Annotated in this window: 24 protein-coding genes; 8 read left to right on the top strand and 16 right to left on the bottom strand. The window is 60.0% G+C overall.

The features are described from left to right. The first annotated feature begins 71 nt into the window (after positions 1–71). The 4 genes from AGR7B_RS17850 (at position 72) to AGR7B_RS17835 (ending at position 4138) form a co-directional block, all read left to right on the top strand. Positions 72–1088: a flagellar motor protein MotA gene (locus AGR7B_RS17850; protein WP_065656504.1), complete on the top strand. Its 1017-nt coding sequence runs from the start codon at positions 72–74 to the stop codon at positions 1086–1088. Between the two features lie 2 nt (positions 1089–1090). After that, a complete protein-coding gene (locus tag AGR7B_RS17845) occupies positions 1091–2122 on the top strand; it encodes a peptidoglycan -binding protein (protein WP_003520358.1) in 1032 nt (343 codons plus the stop codon). 16 nt (positions 2123–2138) lie between these two features. Further along, a complete protein-coding gene (locus AGR7B_RS17840) occupies positions 2139–2393 on the top strand; it encodes a hypothetical protein (protein ID WP_080857477.1) in 255 nt (84 codons plus the stop codon). 98 nt (positions 2394–2491) lie between these two features. Then, positions 2492–4138: an FAD-binding dehydrogenase gene (locus tag AGR7B_RS17835; protein ID WP_080857476.1), complete on the top strand. Its 1647-nt coding sequence runs from the start codon at positions 2492–2494 to the stop codon at positions 4136–4138. Position 4139: 1 nt separating this feature from the next. On the opposite strand, the gene AGR7B_RS17830 is transcribed toward AGR7B_RS17835, so the two are convergent. After that, positions 4140–5939 (bottom strand): ABC transporter transmembrane domain-containing protein, encoded by a 1800-nt coding sequence (locus AGR7B_RS17830; protein WP_080857475.1) that lies wholly within the window; start codon positions 5937–5939, stop codon positions 4140–4142. 260 nt (positions 5940–6199) lie between these two features. Between AGR7B_RS17830 and rpmE the strand changes: the two genes are divergently transcribed. Further along, a complete protein-coding gene (rpmE, locus tag AGR7B_RS17825; RefSeq protein WP_003497640.1) occupies positions 6200–6421 on the top strand; it encodes a 50S ribosomal protein L31 in 222 nt (73 codons plus the stop codon). Positions 6422–6577: 156 nt separating this feature from the next. Here the strand turns inward: rpmE and rcdA are convergent, their stop codons facing one another. From rcdA to AGR7B_RS17810, 3 genes are all read right to left on the bottom strand, one after another. Continuing rightward, positions 6578–7093, bottom strand: coding sequence for a protease adaptor protein RcdA (rcdA, locus tag AGR7B_RS17820; RefSeq protein ID WP_003506184.1), 516 nt, complete (start codon positions 7091–7093; stop codon positions 6578–6580). Between the two features lie 404 nt (positions 7094–7497). Further along, entirely contained in the window at positions 7498–7689 is a 192-nt protein-coding gene (locus AGR7B_RS17815; RefSeq protein ID WP_003506186.1) for a DUF1192 domain-containing protein, read from the bottom strand. Then, entirely contained in the window at positions 7686–8975 is a 1290-nt protein-coding gene (locus AGR7B_RS17810; protein WP_035262904.1) for an MFS transporter, read from the bottom strand. Before AGR7B_RS17810 ends, AGR7B_RS17815 begins: the two co-directional genes overlap by 4 nt. 137 nt (positions 8976–9112) lie before the next feature. Here AGR7B_RS17810 and AGR7B_RS25985 point away from each other — a divergent pair, with 137 nt between their 5' ends. Beyond that, positions 9113–9268 carry a hypothetical protein gene (locus tag AGR7B_RS25985; RefSeq protein WP_003520354.1) on the top strand — a complete coding sequence of 52 codons (156 nt, stop codon included), beginning with the start codon at positions 9113–9115 and terminating at the stop codon, positions 9266–9268. A gap of 29 nt (positions 9269–9297) precedes the next feature. Here the strand turns inward: AGR7B_RS25985 and AGR7B_RS17805 are convergent, their stop codons facing one another. Next, positions 9298–9783: an Lrp/AsnC family transcriptional regulator gene (locus AGR7B_RS17805; RefSeq protein ID WP_065656502.1), complete on the bottom strand. Its 486-nt coding sequence runs from the start codon at positions 9781–9783 to the stop codon at positions 9298–9300. A 161-nt stretch (positions 9784–9944) separates the two neighbouring features. Between AGR7B_RS17805 and AGR7B_RS17800 the strand changes: the two genes are divergently transcribed. Both AGR7B_RS17800 and AGR7B_RS17795 read left to right on the top strand, forming a co-directional pair. Next, positions 9945–10511 (top strand): PCC domain-containing protein, encoded by a 567-nt coding sequence (locus tag AGR7B_RS17800; RefSeq protein WP_162934194.1) that lies wholly within the window; start codon positions 9945–9947, stop codon positions 10509–10511. After that, positions 10498–10896, top strand: a complete 399-nt coding sequence (locus AGR7B_RS17795; RefSeq protein ID WP_162934193.1) for a PPC domain-containing DNA-binding protein — start codon at positions 10498–10500, stop codon at positions 10894–10896. Before AGR7B_RS17800 ends, AGR7B_RS17795 begins: the two co-directional genes overlap by 14 nt. Before the next feature lie 47 nt (positions 10897–10943). On the opposite strand, the gene AGR7B_RS17790 is transcribed toward AGR7B_RS17795, so the two are convergent. From AGR7B_RS17790 to AGR7B_RS17740, 11 genes are all read right to left on the bottom strand, one after another. Further along, a complete protein-coding gene (locus tag AGR7B_RS17790; RefSeq protein WP_080857474.1) occupies positions 10944–11837 on the bottom strand; it encodes a PCC domain-containing protein in 894 nt (297 codons plus the stop codon). Continuing rightward, positions 11834–12601, bottom strand: coding sequence for an SDR family NAD(P)-dependent oxidoreductase (locus AGR7B_RS17785; RefSeq protein WP_080857473.1), 768 nt, complete (start codon positions 12599–12601; stop codon positions 11834–11836). Before AGR7B_RS17785 ends, AGR7B_RS17790 begins: the two co-directional genes overlap by 4 nt. A gap of 31 nt (positions 12602–12632) precedes the next feature. Further along, positions 12633–14258: an acyl-CoA synthetase gene (locus tag AGR7B_RS17780; RefSeq protein ID WP_080857472.1), complete on the bottom strand. Its 1626-nt coding sequence runs from the start codon at positions 14256–14258 to the stop codon at positions 12633–12635. Then, complete coding sequence (locus AGR7B_RS17775; RefSeq protein ID WP_065656497.1) at positions 14255–15424, bottom strand: acetyl-CoA acetyltransferase; 1170 nt, start codon at positions 15422–15424, stop codon at positions 14255–14257. The genes AGR7B_RS17780 and AGR7B_RS17775 overlap by 4 nt, the downstream gene beginning before the upstream one ends. Further along, positions 15421–16278: an IclR family transcriptional regulator gene (locus AGR7B_RS17770; protein ID WP_065656496.1), complete on the bottom strand. Its 858-nt coding sequence runs from the start codon at positions 16276–16278 to the stop codon at positions 15421–15423. Before AGR7B_RS17770 ends, AGR7B_RS17775 begins: the two co-directional genes overlap by 4 nt. A gap of 1 nt (position 16279) precedes the next feature. Then, complete coding sequence (locus AGR7B_RS17765) at positions 16280–17083, bottom strand: SDR family NAD(P)-dependent oxidoreductase (protein WP_161987910.1); 804 nt, start codon at positions 17081–17083, stop codon at positions 16280–16282. A 107-nt stretch (positions 17084–17190) separates the two neighbouring features. Continuing rightward, the gene (locus AGR7B_RS17760; RefSeq protein WP_080857470.1) at positions 17191–18201 is read right to left on the bottom strand and encodes a TRAP transporter substrate-binding protein; all 1011 of its coding nucleotides are present in this window, start codon (positions 18199–18201) and stop codon (positions 17191–17193) included. 66 nt (positions 18202–18267) lie between these two features. Then, positions 18268–20145, bottom strand: a complete 1878-nt coding sequence (locus tag AGR7B_RS17755) for a TRAP transporter large permease (protein ID WP_080857469.1) — start codon at positions 20143–20145, stop codon at positions 18268–18270. Between the two features lie 677 nt (positions 20146–20822). Continuing rightward, positions 20823–21848 carry a class I fructose-bisphosphate aldolase gene (locus AGR7B_RS17750; RefSeq protein ID WP_003523197.1) on the bottom strand — a complete coding sequence of 342 codons (1026 nt, stop codon included), beginning with the start codon at positions 21846–21848 and terminating at the stop codon, positions 20823–20825. Positions 21849–22039: 191 nt separating this feature from the next. Then, on the bottom strand, positions 22040–23242 hold the full coding sequence (locus AGR7B_RS17745; RefSeq protein WP_080857468.1) for a phosphoglycerate kinase: 1203 nt from the start codon (positions 23240–23242) through the stop codon (positions 22040–22042). A 67-nt stretch (positions 23243–23309) separates the two neighbouring features. Continuing rightward, positions 23310–25175, bottom strand: a complete 1866-nt coding sequence (locus tag AGR7B_RS17740; protein ID WP_080858156.1) for a potassium/proton antiporter — start codon at positions 25173–25175, stop codon at positions 23310–23312. Positions 25176–25339 lie beyond the last annotated feature (164 nt).

Here is a 25339-nt window from a genome sequence, read left to right as displayed (position 1 = left end):
TTTTCGCTTCAAATCGTCGCAATTTTCAAATAGCTTCCGCTGGATAGCTGACCAGAGGGAATGCGAACGTTATGGCGGATTCGGAGCTGCTCGATCTTGGCGTCGAGAAACCGGTGACCACACGGCAATACAGCCACAAGCTGTCCAGCCCGACACCGTTTCTCTGGACGATGGTTCTGTTTCTGGTCCTCGTGGGCTTTCTGGCGGCCATTCTTTATCGGCAGGCCCACACCGCCTTCATGACCAATCCGGGGCTCAACGGCTTCATTCTTGGCGTGCTGGCCATCGGCATCATTCTGGTGTTTACGCAGACGATGAGCCTGCGTTCCGAAGTTCGCTGGTTCAATGCCTTTCGCGCCGCCGGCAGCGTCGAAAAGGTCGGCCGTGCGCCCAAGCTGCTTGCACCGATGAGCACGCTGATCGGCAAGCGTGGCGAAGTCCGGCTTTCTGCCGTTACGCAGCGGACGATCCTCGATTCCATCGCGACGCGCCTTGACGAGACGCGTGACACATCGCGTTATCTCGTCGGCCTGCTGGTGTTTCTCGGCCTGCTCGGCACCTTCTGGGGCCTGATCGGCACCATTGGCGCCATCAGCAATGTCATCCAGTCGCTCGATCCAAGCGCCGGCGACAGCAACGATATTCTCGGCTCCCTCAAGGCAGGCCTGACTGCGCCGCTGGCGGGCATGGGAACGGCCTTTTCCTCGTCGCTGCTCGGTCTTTCGGGGTCGCTGATTCTCGGCTTCCTCGATCTTCAGGCCGGCCGCGCCCAGAACCGTTTTTATACCCAGCTCGAAAACTGGCTTTCCTCGGTGACGGATACCACGGAAGGGCCGCGGGAGTTCAAGGGCGAACCCGGCGCCGTGGTCAGCACCGAGCGCTCGCTTGCGGCCATGACCAGCCTTGCCGAAGGCATTCAGGGCCTGGTCAAGAACATGCGCAGCGAACAGCAGATGTTGCGTGACTGGATCGAAGCGCAGCAGGAAGAATCGAAATCGCTCCGCCGCACGCTCGACCGGCTGTCGGCGCGGATCGACAGCGACACGAAATCTTCCGGACGCACCCGGCACGATAACGGGAGCGAGTAGCCATGGCGCTTGCGCGCAACCGCCGCCGCGACAGGGGTGTGGATTATTGGCCGGGTTTCGTCGACGCGCTTTCGACGCTGCTCATGGCCATCATGTTTCTGCTCACGGTCTTCGTGCTGGCGCAATTCGTTCTGTCGCGGGAAATCACCGGCAAGGACGAGGTGCTGACACGTCTCAACAGCCAGATTGCCGAACTGACCGAACTTCTGGCCATGGAAAAAGGCAACAAGCAGGATATTGAGGACGCACTCGCGAGCCTGCAATCCACCCTTGCCGCATCCGAAAACGAGCGCTCGCGCCTGCAGGCGCTTCTCGATGCGGGATCTGGCAGCAATGCGAATGCCAATGCCCGGATCGGTAGCCTGACCGGTGAGCTGGACGAGCAGCGGCAGGCCAATTCCCGTGCCTCCGCACAGATCGAATTGCTCAACCAGCAGATTGCAGCGCTGAGAGCGCAGATCGCCTCGGTCGAAGCCGCGCTTCAGGCCTCGGAAGCCAAGGATGCCTCTTCTCAGGTCAAGATCGCCGATCTCGGTCGCCGTCTCAATGTCGCGCTGGCGCAGCGGGTGCAGGAACTGAACCGTTATCGCTCCGATTTCTTCGGGCGGCTGCGCGAAATCCTGTCGGACCGCGAAAACATCCGCATCGTCGGCGACCGGTTCGTCTTCCAGTCCGAAGTGCTCTTCCCCTCCGGCGGCAACGAACTCAACCCGGAAGGGCAGGCGGAGATGGAGAAGCTGGCTGTCGCGCTGCTCGATCTCGCCAAGGAGATTCCGGCGGAGATCAACTGGGTGCTGCGCGTGGATGGCCATACGGACAATGTCCAGCTTTCCGGTTCCGGGCGTTACCGGGACAATTGGGAGCTTTCCTCGGCTCGCGCCACCTCGGTGGTGAAATTCCTGATCTCCAAGGGCGTTCCGGCAAACCGGCTGGTCGCCGCCGGCTTCGGCGAATATCAGCCGATTGCCGAAGGCGATACGCCGGAAGCACGGCAGCAGAACCGCCGTATCGAACTCAAGCTCACCGAACGCTAGCACTTATGGAGAATGCATGACGTTTCCAAATGAGCCTTACGCCATTGCTCAACTTGCAATGTCGCAGTTGAAGTCGGCCATTTATCTCTTGCTGAAAGACGCCCAAAGCGTCGGGCTAAAGAACTCTGAAATCGGTCGTGCGCTTGGAATCTACACGGGCCATGTGGAACACGAAGGCCATATTTCACGGACTTTGTTGTCGATTATGGAGGCAGAGGGCGTGGTAGAGCAGAATAAAGAAACCAAGCTTTGGTCGCTTAAAAAATTTTAGCCACTTCAAGAATTTTATCTCCAACATTCGGGGCGTCTGCGATAGTTTCTAAATTTACGTTCGCGTAAAAGTAATTCCGTCATATCTGGGAGGGGCTGATGGAAGGCTATGATGTGATCGTTGTCGGTGCGGGGCTTGCCGGGCTGGTGGCGGCAACCGAGGCGGCTGAGCGGGGTTTCAGCGTCTGCGTCGTGGATCAGGAGGGCGCGCAGAACCTTGGCGGGCAGGCCTTCTGGTCGCTGGGCGGACTGTTTTTCATCGATAGTCCCGAACAGCGCCGGATGCGGGTGCGAGACAGTCTCGATCTTGCAAGACAGGACTGGCTCGGTTCGGCCGGTTTCGACCGTCCGGAGGATTATTGGCCGCGCCGCTGGGCGGAGGCTTATCTCGATTTTGCTGCCGGTGAGAAACGCGAATGGCTGCACCGCATGGGCATGCGCTGGTTTCCCGTTGTTGGCTGGGCCGAGCGCGGCGGCAGCCTCGCCCACGGCCATGGCAATTCCGTTCCGCGTTTCCATGTAACCTGGGGCACGGGTCCGGGCGTACTTGCACCCTTCGTAAAAAAGGCGAAGGCCATGGCGGCAACCGGCCGGCTAACCTTTCGCTTTCGCCACCGGGTTGATCGTCTGGAGATCACCGACGGCCGGGTGACCGGTGTTTCAGGCGCTGTTCTTGCACCCGACCAGGTGCAGCGCGGGCAGGAGAGCAGCCGGGAAGAGCAGGGCGATTTTGTCTTCTCCGCTGCTGCGGTCATCGTCAGTTCTGGCGGCATCGGCGGCAATCAGGAACTGGTGCGGCGCAACTGGCCGGTGGAACGGCTGGGCCAGCCTCCTGCCAGCATGGTATGCGGTGTTCCCGCGCATGTGGATGGCCGCATGATCGCCATTACGGAAACCGCCGGTGGAGCCGTCATCAACCGTGACCGCATGTGGCATTATACCGAGGGCGTGAAGAACCACGATCCGATCTGGCCGGGCCACGGCATCCGCATCCTGCCTGGCCCCTCGTCCTTCTGGTGCGATGCGGATGGAAACCGCCTCGCCGCCCCCGCCATGCCGGGTTTCGATACGCTAGGCACGCTTAAAATGCTGGGCGAACGCGGCAGCGGCCATAGCTGGTTCATTCTGACCAAGGCGATCATCAAGAAAGAATTTGCGCTTTCAGGCTCGGAGCAGAATCCGGATCTGACCGGCAAGGATATAAGGCTGCTGCTCAAGAGGTTGGGCAAGGAACCGCCGGGACCGGTGCGTGCCTTCATGGAGCGCGGCGAAGATTTCGCCGTCCGGGATACGCTCGAAGAACTCGTGACGGCGATGAATACCATCAGCGGCGACGACCGGCTGCATATAGACCATATCCGTCATCAGATAGAGGCGCGCGACCGCGAAATCGCAAACGGTTTCAGCAAGGATGCGCAGGTAACGGCCATCCACGGCGCGCGCCGTTATCTCGGTGACCGGCTGATGCGGACGGCAAAACCGCACCGGCTGCTTGATCCGGCAATGGAGCCGTTGATCGCCGTGCGGCTGCATGTGCTGACGCGCAAGACGCTTGGCGGCCTTCACACCGATCTTGAGGGTCGGGTGCTGGCTGCTGCCGGTGCGCCGGTGCCGGGCCTTTATGCCGCCGGCGAAGTGGCGGGTTTCGGTGGCGGCGGCATGCATGGTTATAATGCGCTGGAGGGCACGTTCCTTGGCGGATGCCTGTTTTCCGGCCGCGTTGCGGGGCGCAAAGTGCTGGCGTGATCTAGGCCTGGGCGCGCAATTCGTCCGGCCCGGTCTGGAATTGCAGCCGGGCAAGCCGCGCGTAAAGGCCATTCTGGCGAATGAGGCTCTGATGCGTGCCTTCTTCGATGATGCGGCCCTCATCCATCACCAGAATACGGTCAGCCTTCAGCACGGTGGCGAGGCGGTGAGCGATGACGATGGTGGTGCGGGTTTTCATCAACTCATCTAGCGCCTTCTGCACCAGCGTTTCGCTTTCCGCATCCAGCGCCGAGGTGGCTTCGTCCAGTAGCAGGATTGGCGCATTGCGCAGGATGGCGCGGGCAATGGCGATGCGCTGGCGTTGGCCGCCGGAAAGCGTCACGCCGCGCTCGCCCACCTGCGTATCATATCCGTGGGTGAGACGTTCGATGAAGCTGTCGGCCTGTGCGGCGATGGCGGCGGCCCGCACCTCCTCGCGTGTCGCGTCAGGTCGGCCAAAGGCGATATTATCGTGGATGGAGGAGGCGAATATCGCCACATCCTGCGGAACGATGGACAGGCGCGCGCGCAGATCGGCAAGGGTGACGTCGCGAATATCCGTGCCATCGACGGTGATGCGGCCCTGCTGCGGATCGTAAAAGCGCATCAGCAGGGAAAAAACCGTGCTCTTGCCCGCACCGGAAGGTCCGACGATGGCGACGGTTTCGCCGGCGCTGACCTTGAAGGAGAGGCCGGAAACGATCGGCCGTTCTGTCGCGAGCGGATAAACGAAATCGACATTCTCGAATTCCGCCTCGCCGCGCGGCGGTTGCGGCATGGCGACGGGCGATATGGGTTCCGCGACGGGCGAGTGCTCGTTCAGCAGTTCGGAGAGCCGTTCTGCCGCACCGCCCGCCTGCGCCAGTTCACCCCAGACTTCCGAGAGCTGACCGAGACCGCTTGCCGCGATGACCGAATAAAGCACGAACTGGCCGAGCGTACCGGCCGTCATAGTGCCCGAGAGCACGCTTTGCGCGCCATACCAGAGAATGCCGACGACGCTGCCGAAGACGAGCGCAATGGCAACGGCGGTGAGGATGGAGCGGGCGCCGATGGCGGCGCGTGCGCCCTGATAGGCGGCTTCCACGGAGGCTCCATAACGGGCATTCGCCAGCACCTCGGCATTAAAGGACTGCACGGTGCGGCTCGCCGCAATCGTCTCGGAAGCATAGGCGGCGGAATTGGCCAATGTGTCCTGCGTGGTGCGGGAGCGGGCGCGAACCGAGCGTCCGAAGGCGATCAGCGGAAAAACGATGAAGGGAATGGCAAGCAGCGCAAGGCCGGAAAGGCCGGGGCTGGTATAGATCATCATCGCCACCGCTCCGCAGCACATGATGATATTGCGCAGCGCTACCGAGGCGGACGAGCCAAAAGCCGAGCGAATCTGCACGGTATCGGCGGTCAGCCGCGAGGTCAGCTCGCCGGATCGATTGCTATCGAAAAACTGCTGCGACAAGGTGGTGAGGTGGGCAAAGACATCGCGGCGCAGATCGGCGACGACCCTTTCACCGATGGTCATGACGTAATAATAACGCATGGCGCTGGCGAGCGCGAGGACTACCGCAATCGCCAGAAGCATGGCGAAATAGCTGTTGATCATGCCGCCGTCCGGCGTCTGGAAACCGTGATCGATAATGCGGCGAACGGCAAGCGGCAGGGCGAGTGTCGTGGCGGAAGAAAGCACGAGAGCGAAAAGGGCAGCCGCCATCAGGCCGCGGTAACGCCGGAGATAGGGAAACAGGCCAAGAAGCGGCTTCAGGCTTCGTTGTTTCGCCGCTTTCTGCTCGTCAATGTCTGCCACGTCCTCTATGCTCCTCATTCCCTGCCGTTTTGGGCCTTTTGCGGGTGAATTTCCCGCGTGCGGCAAAATTCCCGCCCCTTTGGCCATCTCCCTTCACAAGGGGATTGCAGGCTCTTGTTATCTGGGCGACCTTCATGTATAGGCTCCGCATCGAATTGGGAAGCCATAGCCCATCTGGTCTATGGCTTCATTTATTGAAATGGCTCAGTTGACGCAATTGCGGCAAATGGACCGCACGTCACTTAACCAGGAAGATTGTCATGAAGGCTGATATCCATCCCGATTATCACACGATCAAGGTGGTCATGACCGATGGCACCGAATACGAAACCCGCTCCACCTGGGGTTCGGAAGGCGCCGTCATGAACCTTGAAATCGACCCCAAGTCCCATCCGGCATGGACGGGCGGCAACCAGCAGCTTATGGACCGCGGTGGTCGCGTTTCCAAATTCAACAAGCGTTTCGGCGGCCTCGGCCTCTGATCCTCTTGCGGACGGATCGTTTAAAAAAAGCCCGGTTTTGCCGGGCTTTTTTGTTGCCATTTTTCGGCGATGGCGCTCGCGCCCGCGTAGCACGCAAAAGAAAAAAGCAGGCCGGTGAGCCTGCTTTTCAAATTGTCCGGATAAGGTCGTCTTTTCTCAGTTGATCGAGAAAGCCGTGCGCAGGAGGTTGAGCTGCGCCTGCACGCTGTTTTCATTGTCCGGCACCTTGGCGGCTTCGGACGGGCGATAGATTTCGCGGTCGAGCAGGGCGATGCGGTTCTGGAGACGCAGCGAGCGCTCGATGAGGTCGCGGAAGGATTCCGGCAGGTCGTTCCAGCCGGGCGCATTGCGGTCGACGTTGAAGCTGTCGAGTCGCACCTTGTTCTTTTCGCTCAGAACCTGATCGCGCGTCATTTCACCGTTGTTGACGGCGCGCTGCAGAAGCAGCCAGGAGGCCATCTGCATCAGGCGGGTGGTGAGGCGCATCGATTCCGCCGCATAAAGCACCGAGGCCATGCGCGGCAGCACCTTGGAGGCGGCGCGGCCGGCGCCGTCGAGATAACTTGCCGTTTCCTCAACCAAGGTCATGCCTTCGGTATAGAGGGTCTTGAACTGGTTGGAAGCAGCTGCGCGACCCGCAAAGCTTATGGTATTTAAAACCTGTTCCGACATTTTCTTTAAATCCCTGCTCACGCACCACACTGTCAGGCAACGACGACGCGGATATTTTGTTCCGGCCTTTAGTGTTTTCAGGATGGTATCTTTACCTGAAATGCGCAAGGCAATTATTAAAGAAGGGTTAATACCCACAGTTTTACGGAAACCGGCCAGCGGCAAAAAAAGAGCCGCGAAAGCGGCTCTCAAGGTAAAACAGGGAGAAAAATCAGACCAATTCGCCGTATGGAGAAGATGCCTGAGGTCCAGAAGAACTGGACATGTATAGTAATCTCTCAGAAAGCTTAATTTTTGGTTAATGGTAAACGAAAGACTGCCCCGTAATATTCATTTTCGGGCGCTGGCTGAGCCTTAGCTTACGGCAGCGGAAGTGCAGTCGTGTACCTATTCTGCAGTGCGCGTCAGGATCGGAAGAGATTTTCCGCCGCCTGCCTTCCGGCGGATTTCCGTGTCCTCTCCTCTTCGAGTCGGGTGATTTCGGCTTGCAGAAGATCGATACGGCTGCTCAGTTCGTCCACGGAAAGAAGGCTGAGATCGCCACCGATCTCATGCGCTGCCGGTTTTTGCGGACGGTCATCGTCAAAGAGGCTCATATGCCTGCTCCTTTTTCCACATAGTCGCCATCGTCGCCTGGATATTGCGGCGCGCGCGGGTCAAGCGCAATACTTTCCGGCGTGACGAGCGGCGAGGGTGTCGTTGGCATCATCGTCGAGAAATTGTCTTTTTCCTCGGTTGAAAGCGCTGCGCGCCGGCGGCTTCTGATGATGGCATAGGCTGTGATGAGCAGATGCGCCACAGCCGTGACCAGAAACAGCGCATAGGGGCCGAAATGGGTCATGATCGCGCCGCCGAGCGTCGGGCCGATGATGGTGCCGATGCCATAAAGCAGCAGCAGACCACCGGAAACCTTGACGAAGTCTTCCGATGCGGCGAAGTCGTTGGCATGGGCCACGGCGATGGGATAGAGCGCGTTGGCGGCGGCGCCATAAATGGCGATCATCGAAATCAGCACATAGACATCATGCGGCTGGACCACCGCGACAGCCAGGCCCGCGACCGCGCCAAGCCCGGCCAGCCCGGCCAGCACATAGCGGCGGTCTATCCGGTCTGAAAGCCGGCCTGCGGGAAATTGCGCCAGCGCACCGACGAAAATCGTGACGGACACCATGATGGCGATCATGGTCGGGTCCAGCCCTGCCCGTGCACCGAAGACGGCGCCAAGCGTACCGTAAGCGCCGTTGGCAATGCCGATCATCAGAATGCCGATGAAGGAAACCGGTGAGTTGCGGTAAAGGGCCGGCAGATCCAGCTTCACCTTCTGCAACGGCTGTGGGCTCGCCGCTTTCGAAAGCGTGGCCGGCAGAATCGCGATGCAATAGATGATGCCGCAGATCATGAACAGCGAGGTATTGCTGATATCCCCCATCGGCACGATCATCTGCCCCGCCACGACACCGAGCAGCGTGATGGCGATATAAAGCGAGAAGATCATGCCACGACTTTCATTGGTGGCGCGCTCGTTCAGCCAGCTTTCGATGATCATCGAGGTTCCGGCCGTGCAGAAACCGGTAAGCGCGCGCAGCGCGATCCATGAGGTGTCGTCGATGATAAGGCCGGTCATCAGCACCGTCAGGCACACCAGCGCCACGAAGGACCCGAATGCCCGCACATGCCCGGCGCGGCGCACGATGGCAGGCGCGACAAAGCAACCGACGACGAATCCCGCCGCCCAGGAAGTGCCCAGAAAGCCAAGAATTTCATTGGAGTAACCTTCCGCCGAACCACGCACCGGCAGCACAAGGCCCTGAAGGCCGTTGCCGAGAAAAAGAAACAGAGTGCTGGATAAAAGAGCGAATACGGGTAGAAGATTTCTGCTCATGAAAACACTCTCATGCGTTCGGACGGACGGTCGGACAGGTCATAGGACGGGCGTTACCCGAATGAGTTGCACTCTTCTGGTGAACGGTAAAAATGTCCAGCCTGTGACGATGCAGAAATAAAGAAAAGGCTCAATAAATGACAAAGGCGATCGGCCTTTTTTTACTGCTGGCCATGGTGGTCCAGATCATCCGGCCGCTCGGTCTGCCGGGCCTGAAAAAAAGAGGCGATTGCTGGAAGATCGCGGTTGCCGCCTTTGTCATCTGGTCGGTGACGCTGCTTCTGCGCCCGTAAGGAAAAACCGCCGCGGAGGCAGGCTCCTTTCAGGCGGGTGGCGGCTCCGCATCGGGCACGACCGATAAAGTATGCTTGAGGCATTTAAGTGCGAAACAGGAGCGGGAATGGCGCACACCCTCGATCTTGTAAAGCTTGCGGCGCAGAAACTGCTCGTAGCCCGCGGTTCCCGCCACCGCCACCTTGATGAGATAATCATATTCGCCGGTTGTCAGATAGGCTTCCAGCACTTCGGGAAGAGCGGCCATGGCCTTACCGAAACGTTCCAGAACTTCATCGTCGTGACGTTCCAGCATGACCTCGATGATCACCGTCTCGGTCAGTCCAAGATGGGCCTGATCGAGAATGGCGGTATAGCCGCGAATGACCCCTTCGTCTTCCAGCCGCTTGACGCGCTGCCAGCAAGGGCTGGGCGACAGCCCCACCTTTTCCGATAGTTCCGTATTGCTCAGCCTGCCGTTCTCCAGCAGGGCTCGCAATATTTTGCGGTCAATTCTGTCCAGCGGCTTCGTCATGCCGGTCTCCCTGAAATGTATCGCAAAAAAATCTGCCGTCCGTGGGGCCGCTCGCGAAAGAAGTGTTTTCCGGAGGGCACTTTGGCGACGCCATTCGAAAGCACCTTTGGCTGGTCTTTAAGTACCGTACTGCAAGGTACAGGCAGCAGGGAGGAGCAGGCATGGCACCCACACGGCAACAGCATTTTCCAAGGCCGAGAACGCTGATACACCCCGGTATTTCTTCGCCGGTGCGTATCAACAGCCTGCGCTCGCCATCTGCGCGCCATATGCGGCTGTTCATCGCGCCGGGGTGCAGCCTTTACGATGGAATCGTGCGGTCTTTGGCCGAAAACGGCATTGAAAATGCCTCTTTGACCATTCTCGGCGGTTATTTCGACATTCTGTCCTATTGCGTGGCTCCACCCGATCCCTCCGGCAGGGCGGTCATCGCCTATACGAAACCCATCGATGCCGGGGCGGCCTGGCTGGTTTTCGGCAACGCCACGCTGGGGCGGAGCATGAAGGGCGAGCCGATCGTGCACTGCCATGCCGCCATGCGGACCGCGGCGGGTGTGGTCAAAGGGGGCCATTTGCTGACGGAATCCTGTATCGTCGGAGAAGGCGGCATTTCCGCCCTTGTGACCTCGCTCGACAGTTTTGTGCTGCAGCAGTCCTTCGATCCCGAAACCAATATTCCCCTTCTTCAACCCAGGAACCGCACGGAGCCCGCCGATGAACACGCATAACACTGTCGAATCCGGCTCCATGGGCCGCGTGGCCTATGCCCGCATTGCGCCCAATGAAGATCTCGTGCTCGGCGTCGAGAAACTGTGTCTGGCCGAAGGTTTCCGTAATGCCTTCGTGCGCGGCGCGCTGGGCAGTCTGGTGGATGCGTGTCTCGGCACCCGCAGCGGCGCGTTTTTGCAGATAAGCGGTCCTGCCGTTGAAATCGTTTCGATTGCCGGTGAAGTGCGCGCCCAGACGGATGGCTCCCTGCGCGCCGCGCTGACCGGCGTTGTCGCCGATACCGATGGCGCGGTTTATGGCGGTCCCTTCATCGCCGGCGCCAACCCGGTGTGCATGACCTTTGAGGTGACGCTGGAAGAATGGTTGCCTGCGGAAAAGCCGTAGGCGGCGTGAGGTACGGTAAGGCGGGCGGTGGAGTTGCACGGCGCAACTCATGCAGCCGCCCCCTGTCTTTCGGTCAGAAGCAGCTCGAAAGTGACGCAGACCGGGTTTTTGCCGCGCACCAGCCGCCCGCCGCTGATCCGCGTGGTAAGATCGACCATCGCAATATCCAGCATTGCCCGTTCGCCACCCGTGGCGGAGGGGTGGATGCGGCCATTGCGGATGAGGATTTCGCTGGCATAGGCGGTGAGACTTGTTCCGTCTTCATAATCCGCACCGATCAGGCTGCCGATACCATTGACCTCGGCTTCCCTCAGGTCGAACTGTCTGCAAGCGGCTTCAAGCGCCGTGCAGATATCGGTATTGGGCCGCACGGTGCACAACAGCGCCCGGAGCCCTGCATCTTTCCGTTTGCGCTGCTGAGCGATGGGCGTGAAGAGGGGGAAATTGGTTTCCTCATCCTTCTGCACGTCCAGAATTGCGCCATCCAGCGCCAGCGCCTCGAGCGGCGTTTCCCCGGCAAATTCGGACTCCAAAGGCAGCAGGTGGCCCATGGAGAGAACGCCTTCGGCACTTTTCCACGAACCGTGGCAGTGCAGGAACGGCTGACCGTCGCGCCGCCCCATATGCAGGCCGGCATCGATGATTGTACCTCCCGGCATGGAGAATGTTTCGCTATACCAGGCGGCATGCGCGTCATCGGGTGCCGCTGCGGGCATGACATAGTGCAACCGCTTCATCGGCACATTTTTCAGTCTGACATAACCCCCATAGAAACCCTGTTCGACAAAGGCTTCTGCAATCGCCTCATTGACGCAGACACCGGGTCTGGCATTCAGCCTGACCGGATGGGCGTGGCAACCGACGACTCGGAAGCGTTCGGGTGTTGCCGGCCCCGGATGGACGATGCTGCGCGGAAGCCCCTCCGGGGGCGTTATCGTCATACCGCAAGCCCTGCGGTAATGAAGCCGCCGTCTACGGCCAGCACCTGTCCGTTGATGTAGCTCGCGTCGTCCGAGACAAGGAAAGCCACGGCAGAGGCGATCTCGTCCGTCCTGCCATAGCGGTGCATGGGAACGCGGCTGTGCCACTGGCTGCGAACATTCTCCGTATGAACCGCCTGGGTGAGGGGGGTATCGACGGGGCCGGGCGCAATCGCATTGACGCGAATGCCCGATTGCCCCAGTTCGTTTGCCATAACCATCGTCAGAAGATTGACGCCGCCTTTTGAAGCGCCATAGGCGCTGCGACCACGATTGCCGCACATGCCGGAAACCGAGCTGATATTGACGATCGAACCGGAAATTGCGCGGTCCAGCCAATAACGCGCGGCGGTGCGGGCCACGGCGAAACTGCCGACGAGATTGACGTCAACGATACGACGGAATTCTTCCACGCTGGTATCGACGGAAAGCTTGTCGATGCCGATGCCGGCGCTGTTGACGACGGCCACCAGATCGGCGCCGTCTGACGTCAAGGCGGCGAATGCCTTTTCTATCGACATCTCATCCGCCACGTTACAGACGATGCCGCGCGAAGCATCGATGCCGAGTTTTTCGCAGGCCGCATCCAGCGCCTCACGCTTGAGATCCAGTAGCCATGGCTGCCAGCCGCGCGCCATCAACAGCTGCGCCGTGGAAAAGCCGATACCCGATGCGCCGCCGGTGATGGCGACAGCGCCTTTCATCTCTCTCGTCTGCTGTGTCATACCGTCTCCTCCCGGTTATGCGTTACGGCCTTCAGCCAGTCAGTTTTTCCTCAAAAACCGGCATCTGGCCGCGCTTTTCCAGCTCCTCGCGGATCATCTTCTTGGTGATCTTGCCATAGGCGGATTTCGGCATGGCATCCCAGAACACAATGGCTTTCGGCAGCTTGTAACGGGCCATCTTGCCGTCGAGATAGGCTTTCAGGTCGATGCCGGCGATATCCGCGCCCTCCCGCGCCACGCAGACGGCGACGCCGACCTCGCCCCACACCGCATCCGGCACGCCCAGAACCGCTGTCTCGCTGATATCCGGATGCATGAGGATTTTCTCCTCGATCTCACGCGGATAGATGTTCGAGCCGCCGGAAATATACATGTCGGAGGCGCGGCCGGTGATGTAGACAAAACCGTTCTCGTCGCGGTGACCAAGATCGCCGGTGCGGAACCAGCCGTTGCGGAAGGCTTTGGCATTGGCATCGGGATTATCGTAGTAACCCGCGAAAACAGCAGGGCCGATAACGCAGATTTCGCCGGTTTCACCGGCCTGAAGCTCCTCGCCCGCATCGTTCTGGATTTGCACTTCCATGCCGGTGCGATCAAAACCGCAGGTGCCGATCCGCGCCTCCGGGCCGTCTTCGGTGTTGTGGAAGGAAGGCGGCAGCACGGTGATGTTGCCGGTCACTTCGCCAAGGCCGAAATATTGCACCAGCACCGGGCCGAGCTTGGCGAGCGCCCGTTTCTGATCGGCGCGATACATGGGCGCACCGGCATAGATGACGTAGCGCAGCGAGGAATGATCGAAACGATCCACGGAAGGGTCTTCGATCAGCATTTTCAGAATGGTCGGCACGGTAAAGGCATTGGTGACGCGCCATTTCTCGATCAGCGCCCACACCGCTGGCACATCGAGTTTTTCCGCAGCCGGAAGCACCGTTTTTGCCCCATGCGCCACCTGCACCAACTGGTGAATGCCCGCGCCGTGCGAAAGCGGCGCAACGACGATGGAAGCGTCGCCCGGTCCGGTGCCGGGCATCAGATCGCAAAGATGGTTGGTGATGACAAAGGCCATCTGGCCATGGGTCAGCACCGCAGCCTTGGGCCGACCCGTCGTGCCGGAGGTGAAGAAGAACCAGCAGGGATCGTCCCGATCCACCGCCTCGCTTTTTACTTTTTGGCCCAGATGGCGGGCCACGATAGTGTCGTAGTCCTCGCCGAATTCGGCCGTGCCAATGGCGATGGTGAAATCGATCGCGGTTGCTTCGCGGCTCGCCCTTGCATGCTCGGGAAAAGCGCTGGCGCAGATCATGCCGCGTGCGCCGCTGGCTTTTGCCAGATAGGCCACCTCATCGGGCGACTGGCGATAATTGGTCGGCACCCACACCGCGCCCACGCGGAAGCAGGCGAACATGGATTCGAACATCTGGTTGTTGTTGGAAGACTGCACCAGAATGCGGTCACCTTTCCTGACGCCGAATTCTGTTACCAGCGCCTGTGCCATCGCATCGACGCGGGCGTCCATTTCAGCCCATGTCCAGCTCTTCTCACCCCATACGAAGCCGATGTCGGCGGGGTTGCGGCGCGCTGCCTGGGTCAGGAAATGCGAGAGATTCATGACCCGCGTGGTCGAAGGCGCAACCCCGCCCGGAGGATGTATCGTCATTTCACGCGCTCCATGATCGAGACATAGTTGGCAACCGCAGTTCCCCCCATGTTGAAAACACCGGCGAGCGAGGCGCCGGGGATCTGCATGTCGCCCGCTTCGCCCATCAATTGCATCGCCGCCATGACATGCATGGAGACCCCGGTTGCCCCAACCGGATGCCCCTTGGATTTCAGCCCGCCGGAGGGGTTGATCGGCAGGCGACCGGTTTTCAGGGCCGTGCCTTCGCGCACCACCCGGTGCCCTTCACCGGGCTTCGCCAATCCCATCGCCTCATATTCGATGAGTTCGGCAATGGTGAAGCAATCATGGGTTTCGACGAAGGAGAGGTCGTCGAGCGTCGCGCCTGCGAGTTCCAGCGAACCTGCCCAGGCGCGGCGCGCGCCCTCGAAGGCCAGCGGATCGCGGCGGCTGAGCGCCAGAATGTCATTGACATGCTTGCGGCCCCGGAAACCGATGGCCCGGTTGAGTGTCGCTGCGGTTTCCTCATCGGCCAGAATGATGGCGGCGGCGCCATCGGAAATCAGCGAGCAGTCGGTGCGGCGCAGCGGGCCTGCGACGTAAGGGTTCTTATCCGATACCGTGTTGCAGAAATCGAAGCCGAAATCCTTGCGCATATGGGCGTAGGGATTGACCGCGCCATTGGCGTGGTTCTTGGCGGCGATCATCGCCAGTTCTTCCGAGCGATCGCCATAGCGCTGGAAATAAGCCTGGGCGATACGTCCGAACTGGCCGGCAAAGCCGCCGGAAATATCGGCTTCTTCGGCACGGTAGCAGGCGGATAGCAGGATTTCACCCACCTCGGCGGTTGGCAGCGCCGTCATTTTTTCGGCGCCGACAACGAGCGCGATGCGCCCACGCCCGGCCTCGATGAAATCCATGGCGCTGTAAAGGGCGGCCGATCCTGTCGAGCAGGCATTCTCGAAACGCACGGCGGGCGTGTAGGCGAGGCGCTCATCGCCCATGGCCACCAGCGCGCCCTGAAAATCCTGTTTCGAGAAACCGTTATTCATCACGCCGACGAAAATGCCGTCTATATCGCCGACATCGACGCCCGCATGGTCTATGGCTGGCGCCACGACCGAAGCCATCAGTTGTTCGGTATTTTCAAGGGCCGATTTGCCGAAAGGCGAATGCGCCCAGCCGACGATCTGCGCTTTGCTCATTTGCTCGTTCTCCTTGTTTGCCGTTTCGCATCGCCTTCGCCACGCGTGCGGGCGCGGCTTGCCATCATTTCCGCAATGCGTGTCTCGATGCGGGTCACTTCCTCGCGCAGCACCGCCGCCAGTTCCGGTTGGCGCTCCGGCCGCATGCGGCTGTCGACGGCGGCAATGCTCAACGCCCCCGCCACTGCGCCATCCGGTGTCCGGATGGCAACGCCGATACCCCAGGAATTCGAGAGGATCAGACCCGGATTGAGCGAATAACCATTGGTTCGCGTCAATTCGACATCGCGGCGCAGTCCGTCCAGCGTGATGCCGGGATAGTTCGCGGCAATCAGCCCGCTATTGGCGGCAATGACGCTTTCCACCTCGGCATCGGGCAGCGCCGCCAGCATGGCGAGCGATCCCGCGCCAATGCCCAGTGGGTGCTCGAAACCGGCCTGAAGCGCGTGGGTGCGCACCGGCCAGGTGCCTTCTTCGCGATAGAGGCATAATGCGAACGTGTCGCGACGCACGGAAAGGAAGCTCGAATCCTCTGTCCGGCGGGAAATGCGCGTCAGACTGTCCTGGGCCATCTGCAGCAAGCCGAAACGGCGCGATGACAGGCTGCCGAGCACATAGGCTTCCTCGCCCAGATAATAACGCCGCGTTTCCTCATCCTGCTCCACCAGGCCTGCGCGGATCAGCGCCAGCAGCAGGCGGCGGGCCGTGGGCTTGTTCAGCCCGCTTTCGGTGACGATGACCGAAAGCGCCACACCGCGTTCGGCATGACGCCCCACCATGGAGAGCAGCCCCAGCGCCCGGTCTACCGCGCGCGCGCCTGTCAGGTCGTTTTCCATCGGGATCATCGTGGCCATATCAGGAAAACGCTCCCACCGCACAGCTTTGCCCGCCATCGACCGGCAGGCAGATTCCGGTGATGAACTTGGCTTCATCGGATGCCAGAAAGACTGCCGCGCGGGCGATATCGAAGGCATCGCCCATGCGGCCGACCGGGACTGCGGCATTGCGCGCCGCCACCATATCCTCGACGGAGGCATATTGATTGCTGATCTGTTTGTAGATCAGCGGCGTATCGATCATTCCGGGCAGAACGCAATTGGCGCGAATGCCCTGGCGGGCATATTGCATTGCCAGCGCCACGGTTGCCTGGTTTACGGCGGCTTTCATGGCGTAATAGGCAAAATAGGGATAACCGGTCCAGCGAATGGAGGCGAGCGAGGAGATGTTGACGATGGCCCCACCGCCCTGCGCCAGCATCACCGGCAGTACCGCCTTGGCGGTGCGATAAACGGAGCCGATATTGAGATCGACCGAGGCTCGAAAACGTTCCTCGTCCAGCTCTACCGGGCCGCCCATATGGGTCACGCCGACATTGTTGTGCAGAATATCGATGCCGCCGAAGATCTCGCAGGTCCGCGCAACCGTAGCCGATACGGAATCGAGTTCCGTGACATCGGCAGCAACCGCAATCGCCTCGAAACCTTCGCCGCGAATGATCTGCGCGGTTTCCTCGGCCGCGTCAGCGGAAAGGTCGACACAGGCTACGCGCGCGCCTTCGCGGGCAAATTGCACGGCCGCAGCCTTGCCATTGCCGAAACCCGGACCAGATGATCCTGCGCCAAAAACTATGGCGCGTTTTCCCGTCAGGCGACCTGTCAAAACAGTCTCCATTACAATCGTCAGAAATAGTCGGGTCGGCCCCGCTAGAGCGTTTTCACTTTTCCTGGAAATGCTCTCAAAGCGGGGCCAATTATTCAGCGGACCGATCAGGTCAGGCTGGCGCCAACAGCCTTTTCGAGAATGGCCCAGGCTTCATCGCCATATTTGCCCTTCCATTCGGAATAGAAACCGGCTTCCTTGAGAGTTGCGCGGAAGAGTGAGGCGTCGGTGTCGTTGAAGGTCATGCCCTTGGCAATCAGGTCTTCCTTCACCGAGGCATTGAGTTTCGCCACATCGGCCCGCTCGTCCTTACCGGCCTGATTGAGGTTCTTGGCGACGATGGCGCGCAGGTCATCCGGCAGGCGCTCCCAGGCGCGCTTGTTCGCCAGGAACCAGAAGCCGTCCCACATATGGTTGGTGACCGAGCAGAATTTCTGCACTTCGAACAGCTTGGCGGTGGAAATGATCGCCAGCGGATTTTCCTGGCCATCGACAACGCCGGTCTGCAGGGCGGTGTAGACTTCAGCGAAATTGATCGAGGCTGGGGCCGACTTGAAGGCCTTGAACATCGAGGTCCAAAGCGGGCTTACCGGCACGCGGATCTTGAAGCTTTCGAGATCGGCCGGCGTGGCGATGGGCTTGGACGCGCTGGTGATCTGGCGGAAACCGTTATCCCAGATGGTGTCCATGGCAACGAGGTTCTGTTTGGCGATTTCGCCGCGCACATATTTGCCGAGATCGCCATCCATGGCCGCCCAAACCGAATCGTAGTTCGGGAAGGCGAAGCCGATGCCGCTGATGGATGCATTCGGCACTAGCGTCGACAGAATCAGTGGCGAAAGCGTAAAGAATTCAACGCCGCCAGAGCGTACCTGGCTCAACACATCGGTATCAGCGCCCAACTGGCTGCTGGGAAAGATGTTGATTATCACCTGGCCGTCGGTTTCCTTGGCGATACGGTCAGCCGCTTCCTTGGCGCGGATGTTCATGGGGTGCGCGGCAGGCAGGTTGTTGGCATATTTATAATTGAATTGCGCAGCGCGGGCGCGCGACACAAAAGCGGTGGCAAGAACGGCAGAACCGGCGCCGGCCAACACGGTACGTCTGTTGATATTCATTGCTTTCTCCTCCCAAAATAAAAGCATGTGTCATTCATCGGCGTGGCGGGTGGACCCGCCACGGTCTCAGAGCAGAATTGTCGAGAAGCCCGGAACTGCCGCAATCAGCAGCAGACCGATGACCATGGCTGCGAGATAGGGCCAGATGGCGCCCATGGCCTCATCAGGCGAAACATTGCCTATCTTGCAGGCGATATAGAAACCGATGCCGATGGGCGGCGCCATCAGGCCGATATTCATCGCGACCACGACCACCATCGAATAATGGATGTCGTTGATGCCAAGCGTGCGGGCAATGGGGAACATGATCGGTGCGAGCAATACGATTGCCGGCAGGCCTTCCAGCACGCAGCCGAGGATCATGAAAATCAGGATCGATACGACCATATAGGTCATCCAGCCGCCCGGCAGATCGGTGATCATCGCGGTCAGCTGGAAGGCAAAGCCGCTTTGCGTCAACCCCCAGGCCATGGCCGAGGCGCAGCCGAGGATCAGCAGGATCGCCCCGGAAAGGGCGGCCGTCTCCACCAGCATGGAATAGAGCTTTTTGAGGCTGATGCCGCCATAAAGCACCGCACCGATAATCATCGCATAAAGCACGGCAATGGTGGAAACCTCGGTTGCCGTCGCCACGCCGCCGCCGACGAGGCTGCGGATGAGGAAGGGCAGAACCAGCGCCGGTGCTGCAATCAGCGCCGCCTTGCCGACCAGCGGCCACGGGGTGCGTTTTGCGCCTTCCATGTTTTCATGCCGCGCCTTCCAGCGGGCGAGCACGGCCAGCACCAGAAGCAGCACCATGGCGATCATGAAGCCGGAAGTGAACAGGCCGGCAATCGACACGCCCGCCGCCGAACCGAGAACGATCAGCACGATGGAGGGCGGAACCGTATCGGCCATGGCGGCGCCGGTGGCGAGCAGCGCAATCATTTCCTTGGGCTTGTGGCCACGGCGCTTCATTTCCGGAAACAGCGCCGGTGCAACCGTTGCCATATCCGAAACCTTGGAGCCGGAAATGCCCGAGACCAGAAACAGCGATCCGAGCAGCACATAGGACATGCCGGCGCGAATATGCCCGAACATCGAGGATAGCAGCTCGACAATCGCCTTGCCCATGCCGGTGGCATCGAGCACACAGCCCAGCAGCACGAAAACCGGAACCGAGAGCAGAATGATCCCCGACATGCCTTCGTCAATGCGCCCGATCATCACGATGGTCGGAACCCAGGTGGTAAAGGTCAGGTAGGCAAGCGTTCCAAGACCGAAACAGAAGGCGATCGGTACGCCCAGCACCAGAAACACCGCCACGAACAGGCCGAGGAAGATCGCGAGATTGAAATTGCCGAAAGTTTCGAGCGTCGGCGATGCCAGATAGAGTAGGCCGGAGGCGACCGCGACGGTGACAACGGCTGCGATGATGTCCCGTAGATTCTCCCTGCGGAAGAGATTGTTGAGGACCAGCAGCAGCATCAGACAGGCGCCAACCGGCAAGGCGGCAGCGCGGAAGGACATTGGAATATTCAGCGCCGCCGAGGTGACGACCCATTCCTCGATGGCATATTCTATCGCCGGCTTGATAATCGCCGCAAGAAATGTCGCTACCAGCACCAAAGCGAGCGAGTTGACATAGCCCAGAATGCGCTGCGGAAACATATTGAGAAATAGTGTCAGGCGCAGGTGCTCGCTGCGGTCGATGGCAATTGCCGCACCCAGCATGGCAAACCACAGGAAGCTCAACGACGCCGTTTCATCGATCCAGACGATTGGCAAATGCAGGGCATAGCGCGATGTCACGCCCAGCAGAAGCAGGCCGATCATCACCGCCAGCAGCACCGCCGCGACAGCCTCGATGGGTCGCATGAACCATGAGCCTGTTACCGGCCCGGTATGCAAAAGCTCTCCATCGAGCACAAATACGTCGTCATTCGCGTTTGCGGTCATGGTCATCGGGGCCTCCTCTCCCACAGAACAACCTTCGCAACGGACTGCGGCAGACAAAGAGAGTTATCCGCGCCCAGGCCAATATCATGACCGACGCATCAGGATATATCTGTCATTGCCAGACCGGCCAGACCCCTCCAAAAGCCTGAAACTAGCGGTATATTGCCTCCACAATATGGACCGTTAAAAAACTATGCATTCGGGATACACAGGAAAAGTGCCGAAATCAACTGTATAAATGCAGTATTGCGCGGTTTTCATCGTATGCTTATAGGTCCACATAGTGGATCATACTATAATTGATTGAAATTTATCTGTGATGTAACGAGCGCGCAGCAATTTCCGGGGCTTTTCGGAAGCCCGTCGAGACAAAATCGCTTATGATGCCGGGCGAGCCGGATGGTCTGGCGTTACGCGCTGAAGAAGTCGGAGAGCAAATCCGCTGCCTATTGCGGCAATGACGGTCATAAAGTCGTCAGGTTGCACGACTTGAGCGGATAAGGCTGCCCATGGTGGACATGCTTCCACTCAGGCGATGCACAATCAAAACGGTTGAGAATTATCAGTCGGGTAAAATGAAAGACGATTGGGTCCGGGTGACGGAATACGGACGATCTTGCTTTATCAAACGAAGCAGCCGCCCTTTAAGGCGGCTGCTGTTTATCTGATGTTCTCTGTCAGCCTCAGGCTGCCTTTTCGAGTTCCTGCTTCCAGTTACCCTTGGCGGCGAGGCTGTTCATCGCGGCGCGGTGCGTGAAGGCGCGCTGGCCGGCGGCGACGTTTTCCTGCTTGCCGCCCCATGTCTTGAGGGCCGTATCCTGAAGCGCGCGGCCGTAGGAATAGGTCAAAGACCAGGGCAGGTCGTAGCCGGCATTCATGGCGGAGAGATGGGCGGTCGCCTCTTCGGAGGACTGGCCGCCGGAAAGGAAGGCGATGCCGGGAACAGCCGAAGGCACGGTCGCCTTCAGAACCTTCACGGTCTTTTCCGCCACTTCCTCGACGGAGGCCTTGCGGGCCTTCTTGCCGTCGATGATCATGTTCGGCTTGAGGATCATGCCTTCAAGATTCACACGGGCGTCGAACAGGTCCGCAAAAACGGTCTGGAGAACCCATTGCGTGACTTCCGCACAGCGGTCGATGTCATGCGTGCCCGGTTCGCCGTCCATCAGCACTTCCGGCTCCACGATCGGCACGATATCCGCCTGCTGGCAGAGAGCGGCGTAACGGGCGAGCGACTGGGAGTTTGCCTTGATCGAACCCCAGCTCGGACGCTGCTCACCGATGGTGATGACGCCGCGCCATTTGGCGAAACGCGCGCCGGCCTCATGATACTTGCGCAGGCGCTCGTAAAGACCGTCGAGGCCTTCGGTGATGAATTCATGCGGATGGAAAGCCATCGGCTTGGCGCCGATATCCACCTTGATGCCCGGCAGGCTGCCGGCCGCCTTGATGATATCCACGAAAGGCGTGCCGTCGGCGGCCTTCTGGAACAGGGTCTCTTCATAAAGGATGACACCGGAGATGTATTTCTTCATGGCGTCGTCGGAACGGAACAGCATCTCGCGATAATCGCGGCGGGCGGTCTCGGTGGACTCCAGATTGATGCTGTCGAAACGCTTTTTGATCGTTCCCGTGGATTCGTCGGCGGCGAGCAGGCCTTTGCCGTCGGCGACCATTTTGATTGCGATGTCTTCGAGACGTTCGGTCATTTGCTATTCTCCCAAGGCACAATAAATTTCCGATAACAGAAGTTCCAGGGCAGGGAAATGGCACGCTAACTCATTGAAACGATTGAAATGATTTCAATCGTTTGAAACTTTTCCTCCCGGTGCCGCTTACCAAAAAGCAAGGCCGAACAAGCATGGCTTGTCCGGCCTCGTGTCAGGCAAGTAGGGTGAGTTTACTTGGCGGCGGTCAGGATGGCAACGCCCGGCAATTCCTTGCCTTCCATCCATTCGAGGAAGGCGCCGCCGGCCGTCGAAACATAGGAGAAATCCTCAGAAACGCCGGCATGGTTGAGCGCGGCAACGGTGTCGCCGCCGCCGGCGACGGAGACGAGCTTGCCGGCCTTGGTGCATTCCGCCGCGTGTTTTGCAGCGGCAACGGTCGCCGCGTCGAAGGGCTCGATTTCGAAAGCGCCGAGCGGACCGTTCCAGACCAGCGTTTCGGCGCGGGAAATCCAGGCCTTGATGCTTTCAACCGATTTTGGGCCGACATCGAGAACCATGGCATCAGCGGGAATGGCGTTGATGTCGACGATTTCATTGGCCGCACCGGCCTTGAATTCGCGAGCGACGACGCCGTCCTCCGGCAGCACGATGGCGCAGCCGGATGTCGCAGCCTCGATCATGATCTGCTTTGCGGTCTCGGCGAGATCATGCTCGCACAGCGATTTGCCGACCTGCGCGCCGCGGGCGGCGAGGAAGGTGTTGGCCATGCCGCCGCCGATGACGAGGGCGTCGACCTTCTTGACGAGGTTCATCAGCAGATCGATCTTGCTCGAAACCTTGGCGCCACCGACGATGGCGACGACCGGACGGACTGGCTGGCCGAGGCCCTTTTCCAGAGCCTCAAGCTCGGCCTGCATGGTGCGGCCGGCATAGGCGGGCAGGTGGCGTGCAAGGCCTTCGGTGGAAGCGTGGGCGCGATGGGCGGCGGAGAAGGCGTCGTTCACGTAGATATCGCCATTGGCTGCCAGAGCTTCGACAAAGGCCGGATCGTTCTTTTCTTCGCCCTTGTGGAAACGGGTATTTTCCAGAAGCAGGATATCGCCATCGTTCAGTTTAGCGACGGCGTCCGCCGCGGGTGCGTCGATGCAGTCGGTCGCAAAGGAAACGGCGTGATCCAATACTTCCTCGACGGCGGGTACGATCTGGGAAAGCGACATGTCGGCCACCGGTTCGCCCTTCGGGCGGCCGAAATGGGCAAGCAGAATGACTTTCGCGCCCTTGGAGGACAGTTCCAGAATGGTCGGCGCAACGCGTTCGATACGGGTTGCGTCCGTCACCTTGCCATCTGCGACCGGCACGTTGAGATCAACGCGGACGAGAACGCGCTTTCCGGCAATGTCGTTGAGGTCGTCGAGGGTCTTGAAAGCGGGCATAGGTCGATCCTGATTTGTTGCGAGTTCGGCACGGACCATACTATGCCTGATTGACGACGCAAGCCGGTCAGGCCTCATTTTCTCTCACTGTATTCGCAGCGTTGGGGGCGCTTTCTTCAACGCTGGCGGAGCGTGGCTGGCGCTTCTCTGCTAGATGGTTGCGCACACGATTGAGGATTTCCGAAAAGCTGATGAAGATCGGTAGGCTGGTCGCCGGTTCCACCGGTTCTAGGGAGATGCCCACACCGGTTATCGCCTCGTGTTCGTCCAGTGTGCGAACGATCAGCACGATGGAGCCGAGGCGCACGCGGTCGGCATAATCGGCTTTTCCGGCAAGGCGCGCTTCGATGAGTTCCGCGACGCTCATCGCCTGTTCGGCGGGCGAAAGCAGGCCGGGACCATAGGCTGCATCCAGTTCCTTCGCCGGACGGGCCGGCGAGATCGCGAAGGTGCCGAAGAAATCGGCGTCGTCATCGGCAACCGGCAGGGCGCTCGCAAACAGCCGGTCGATAAGGCGGGAATAGCCGGGGGCGATGAAGAGGTAGACGAGATCGTTCTCGCGCAGCCGCCCGGCATATTGATAGCGGATCGATTTGCCGTCGCGCACCACCAGCGAGGGCATGGCCCAGCGCGGAATACGCTCGCCCTGCATGATGGCGCTGCCTTTGGCGACCCGGTAGGAAATCAGTTCGTGATTGGCGGTGCCGGGCAGGTCGACTTCCAGCTTGTCCACCTCACCCATGCGCGGCGGCACGATCAGCCCGAGCCTTGTCGCCACCGGCTTGATGGTCCAGCCCTGCACCAGCAGCGACACCAGTACGATGATGAAGGCGGCGTTGAAATAAATCTGCGCATCGTCAAGCCCGCCGAGAATGGGCATGATGGCGAGCAGGATGGAAACCGCGCCGCGCAGACCCACCCAGGCGACGAAGGAGGTTTCCTGCTGGGTATAGTTGAAGGGCATCAAGCTCAGCCACACTGCAAGCGGGCGGGCGACGAAGATCAGGAAAAGCGCGAGCAGCACGGCCGGAATGGCGATTGCCGGAAACTGCGACGGGGTGGCGAGCAGGCCGAGCATCAGAAACATGATGATCTGGGCAAGCCAGGTCAGCCCCTCATGGAAACGGCGGATTGTTTCCTTGGCGAAAATCCGGCGGTTGCCGGCAACGATGCCAGCGACATAGACCGCCAGAAAACCGCTGCCGCCAATTGTGCCGGTGAAGGAAAAGACGAGCAGCGCCAGCGCCAGCACGAAGATGGGCGCAAGCCCCCGGTCAGCGGCGAAACGGTTGACGACGGTGGCGATCATGACGCCGCCGAGCAGGCCGAAAATCACGCCAAGGCCCATCTGCTCGATGAAAAGCAGCAGAAAGCCGCTATCGATGCCGGCCAGCCCCTGGCCCTTGGCGATGATTTCGACCAGGGCAATGGTGAGGAAGATCGCCATCGGATCGTTGGTGCCGGATTCGACTTCCAGCGTCGAGCGCACCTGATCGCGGATATGGATGCCGCCGATGCGCAGCAGGAAGAACACGGCCGCCGCGTCCGTGGAGGCGACGATGGCGCCAAGCAGCAGGCCCTCAAGCCATGAAAGCCCGAGCAGCAGGGCCGCCGCGCCGGCAAAAAAGACGGATGTGAGGATGACGCCGACTGTGGCGAGAGCGACGGCGGGTGCCGCCGAAAGCCGGAAGGACTGGATGGATGTGCCGAACCCGGAATCGAACAGGATGACGGCAAGCACCAGCGAGCCGAGCATATAGGCCAGCGGATTGTTGGTGAATTCGATGCCGAGGCCGTCCACACCGGCCACAAGGCCGATCATCAGGAAAAGCAGCAGCAGCGGTGCGCCGAAGCGGAAGGCGATAAGGCTCGAAAAGGCGGCGACGAGAACGAGAACGGTTGCGACCAGCAACAGAAGATAAAATGATTCCACGTCCACCGCCTCATTCAAACCGCGTTGATAGACCGCAACCCGTGGCGCAATGAATGCTCTGCGCGTCTGCAGTCAATGCGCCACGGGTTGCGGTCTGTCAGCGCTGTTTCGGGTGGCGTTGAAAGGCGACGCAAGGCGGGGTGTATCGAATGATACGGCAGGGC

This window comes from Agrobacterium deltaense RV3 (assembly GCF_900013505.1).
Taxonomy (GTDB): Bacteria; Pseudomonadota; Alphaproteobacteria; order Rhizobiales; family Rhizobiaceae; genus Agrobacterium; species Agrobacterium leguminum.
Note: the sequence above shows the minus strand (reverse complement) of the source record. Positions and strands in the feature narration are given on the sequence as shown.

Excerpts from the sequence above, each read along its gene's own strand:
- AGR7B_RS17850 (WP_065656504.1), top strand. The coding sequence starts at position 72 with ATGGCGGATTCGGAGCTGCTCGATCTTGGCGTCGAGAAACCGGTGACC.
- AGR7B_RS17845 (WP_003520358.1), top strand. The coding sequence starts at position 1,091 with ATGGCGCTTGCGCGCAACCGCCGCCGCGACAGGGGTGTGGATTATTGG.
- AGR7B_RS17840 (WP_080857477.1), top strand. The coding sequence starts at position 2,139 with ATGACGTTTCCAAATGAGCCTTACGCCATTGCTCAACTTGCAATGTCG.
- AGR7B_RS17835 (WP_080857476.1), top strand. The coding sequence starts at position 2,492 with ATGGAAGGCTATGATGTGATCGTTGTCGGTGCGGGGCTTGCCGGGCTG.
- rpmE (WP_003497640.1), top strand. The coding sequence starts at position 6,200 with ATGAAGGCTGATATCCATCCCGATTATCACACGATCAAGGTGGTCATG.
- rcdA (WP_003506184.1), bottom strand. The coding sequence starts at position 7,093 with ATGTCGGAACAGGTTTTAAATACCATAAGCTTTGCGGGTCGCGCAGCT.
- AGR7B_RS17815 (WP_003506186.1), bottom strand. The coding sequence starts at position 7,689 with ATGAGCCTCTTTGACGATGACCGTCCGCAAAAACCGGCAGCGCATGAG.
- AGR7B_RS17810 (WP_035262904.1), bottom strand. The coding sequence starts at position 8,975 with ATGAGCAGAAATCTTCTACCCGTATTCGCTCTTTTATCCAGCACTCTG.
- AGR7B_RS25985 (WP_003520354.1), top strand. The coding sequence starts at position 9,113 with ATGACAAAGGCGATCGGCCTTTTTTTACTGCTGGCCATGGTGGTCCAG.
- AGR7B_RS17805 (WP_065656502.1), bottom strand. The coding sequence starts at position 9,783 with ATGACGAAGCCGCTGGACAGAATTGACCGCAAAATATTGCGAGCCCTG.
- AGR7B_RS17800 (WP_162934194.1), top strand. The coding sequence starts at position 9,945 with ATGGCACCCACACGGCAACAGCATTTTCCAAGGCCGAGAACGCTGATA.
- AGR7B_RS17795 (WP_162934193.1), top strand. The coding sequence starts at position 10,498 with ATGAACACGCATAACACTGTCGAATCCGGCTCCATGGGCCGCGTGGCC.
- AGR7B_RS17790 (WP_080857474.1), bottom strand. The coding sequence starts at position 11,837 with ATGACGATAACGCCCCCGGAGGGGCTTCCGCGCAGCATCGTCCATCCG.
- AGR7B_RS17785 (WP_080857473.1), bottom strand. The coding sequence starts at position 12,601 with ATGACACAGCAGACGAGAGAGATGAAAGGCGCTGTCGCCATCACCGGC.
- AGR7B_RS17780 (WP_080857472.1), bottom strand. The coding sequence starts at position 14,258 with ATGACGATACATCCTCCGGGCGGGGTTGCGCCTTCGACCACGCGGGTC.
- AGR7B_RS17775 (WP_065656497.1), bottom strand. The coding sequence starts at position 15,424 with ATGAGCAAAGCGCAGATCGTCGGCTGGGCGCATTCGCCTTTCGGCAAA.
- AGR7B_RS17770 (WP_065656496.1), bottom strand. The coding sequence starts at position 16,278 with ATGGCCACGATGATCCCGATGGAAAACGACCTGACAGGCGCGCGCGCG.
- AGR7B_RS17760 (WP_080857470.1), bottom strand. The coding sequence starts at position 18,201 with ATGAATATCAACAGACGTACCGTGTTGGCCGGCGCCGGTTCTGCCGTT.
- AGR7B_RS17755 (WP_080857469.1), bottom strand. The coding sequence starts at position 20,145 with ATGACCATGACCGCAAACGCGAATGACGACGTATTTGTGCTCGATGGA.
- AGR7B_RS17750 (WP_003523197.1), bottom strand. The coding sequence starts at position 21,848 with ATGACCGAACGTCTCGAAGACATCGCAATCAAAATGGTCGCCGACGGC.
- AGR7B_RS17745 (WP_080857468.1), bottom strand. The coding sequence starts at position 23,242 with ATGCCCGCTTTCAAGACCCTCGACGACCTCAACGACATTGCCGGAAAG.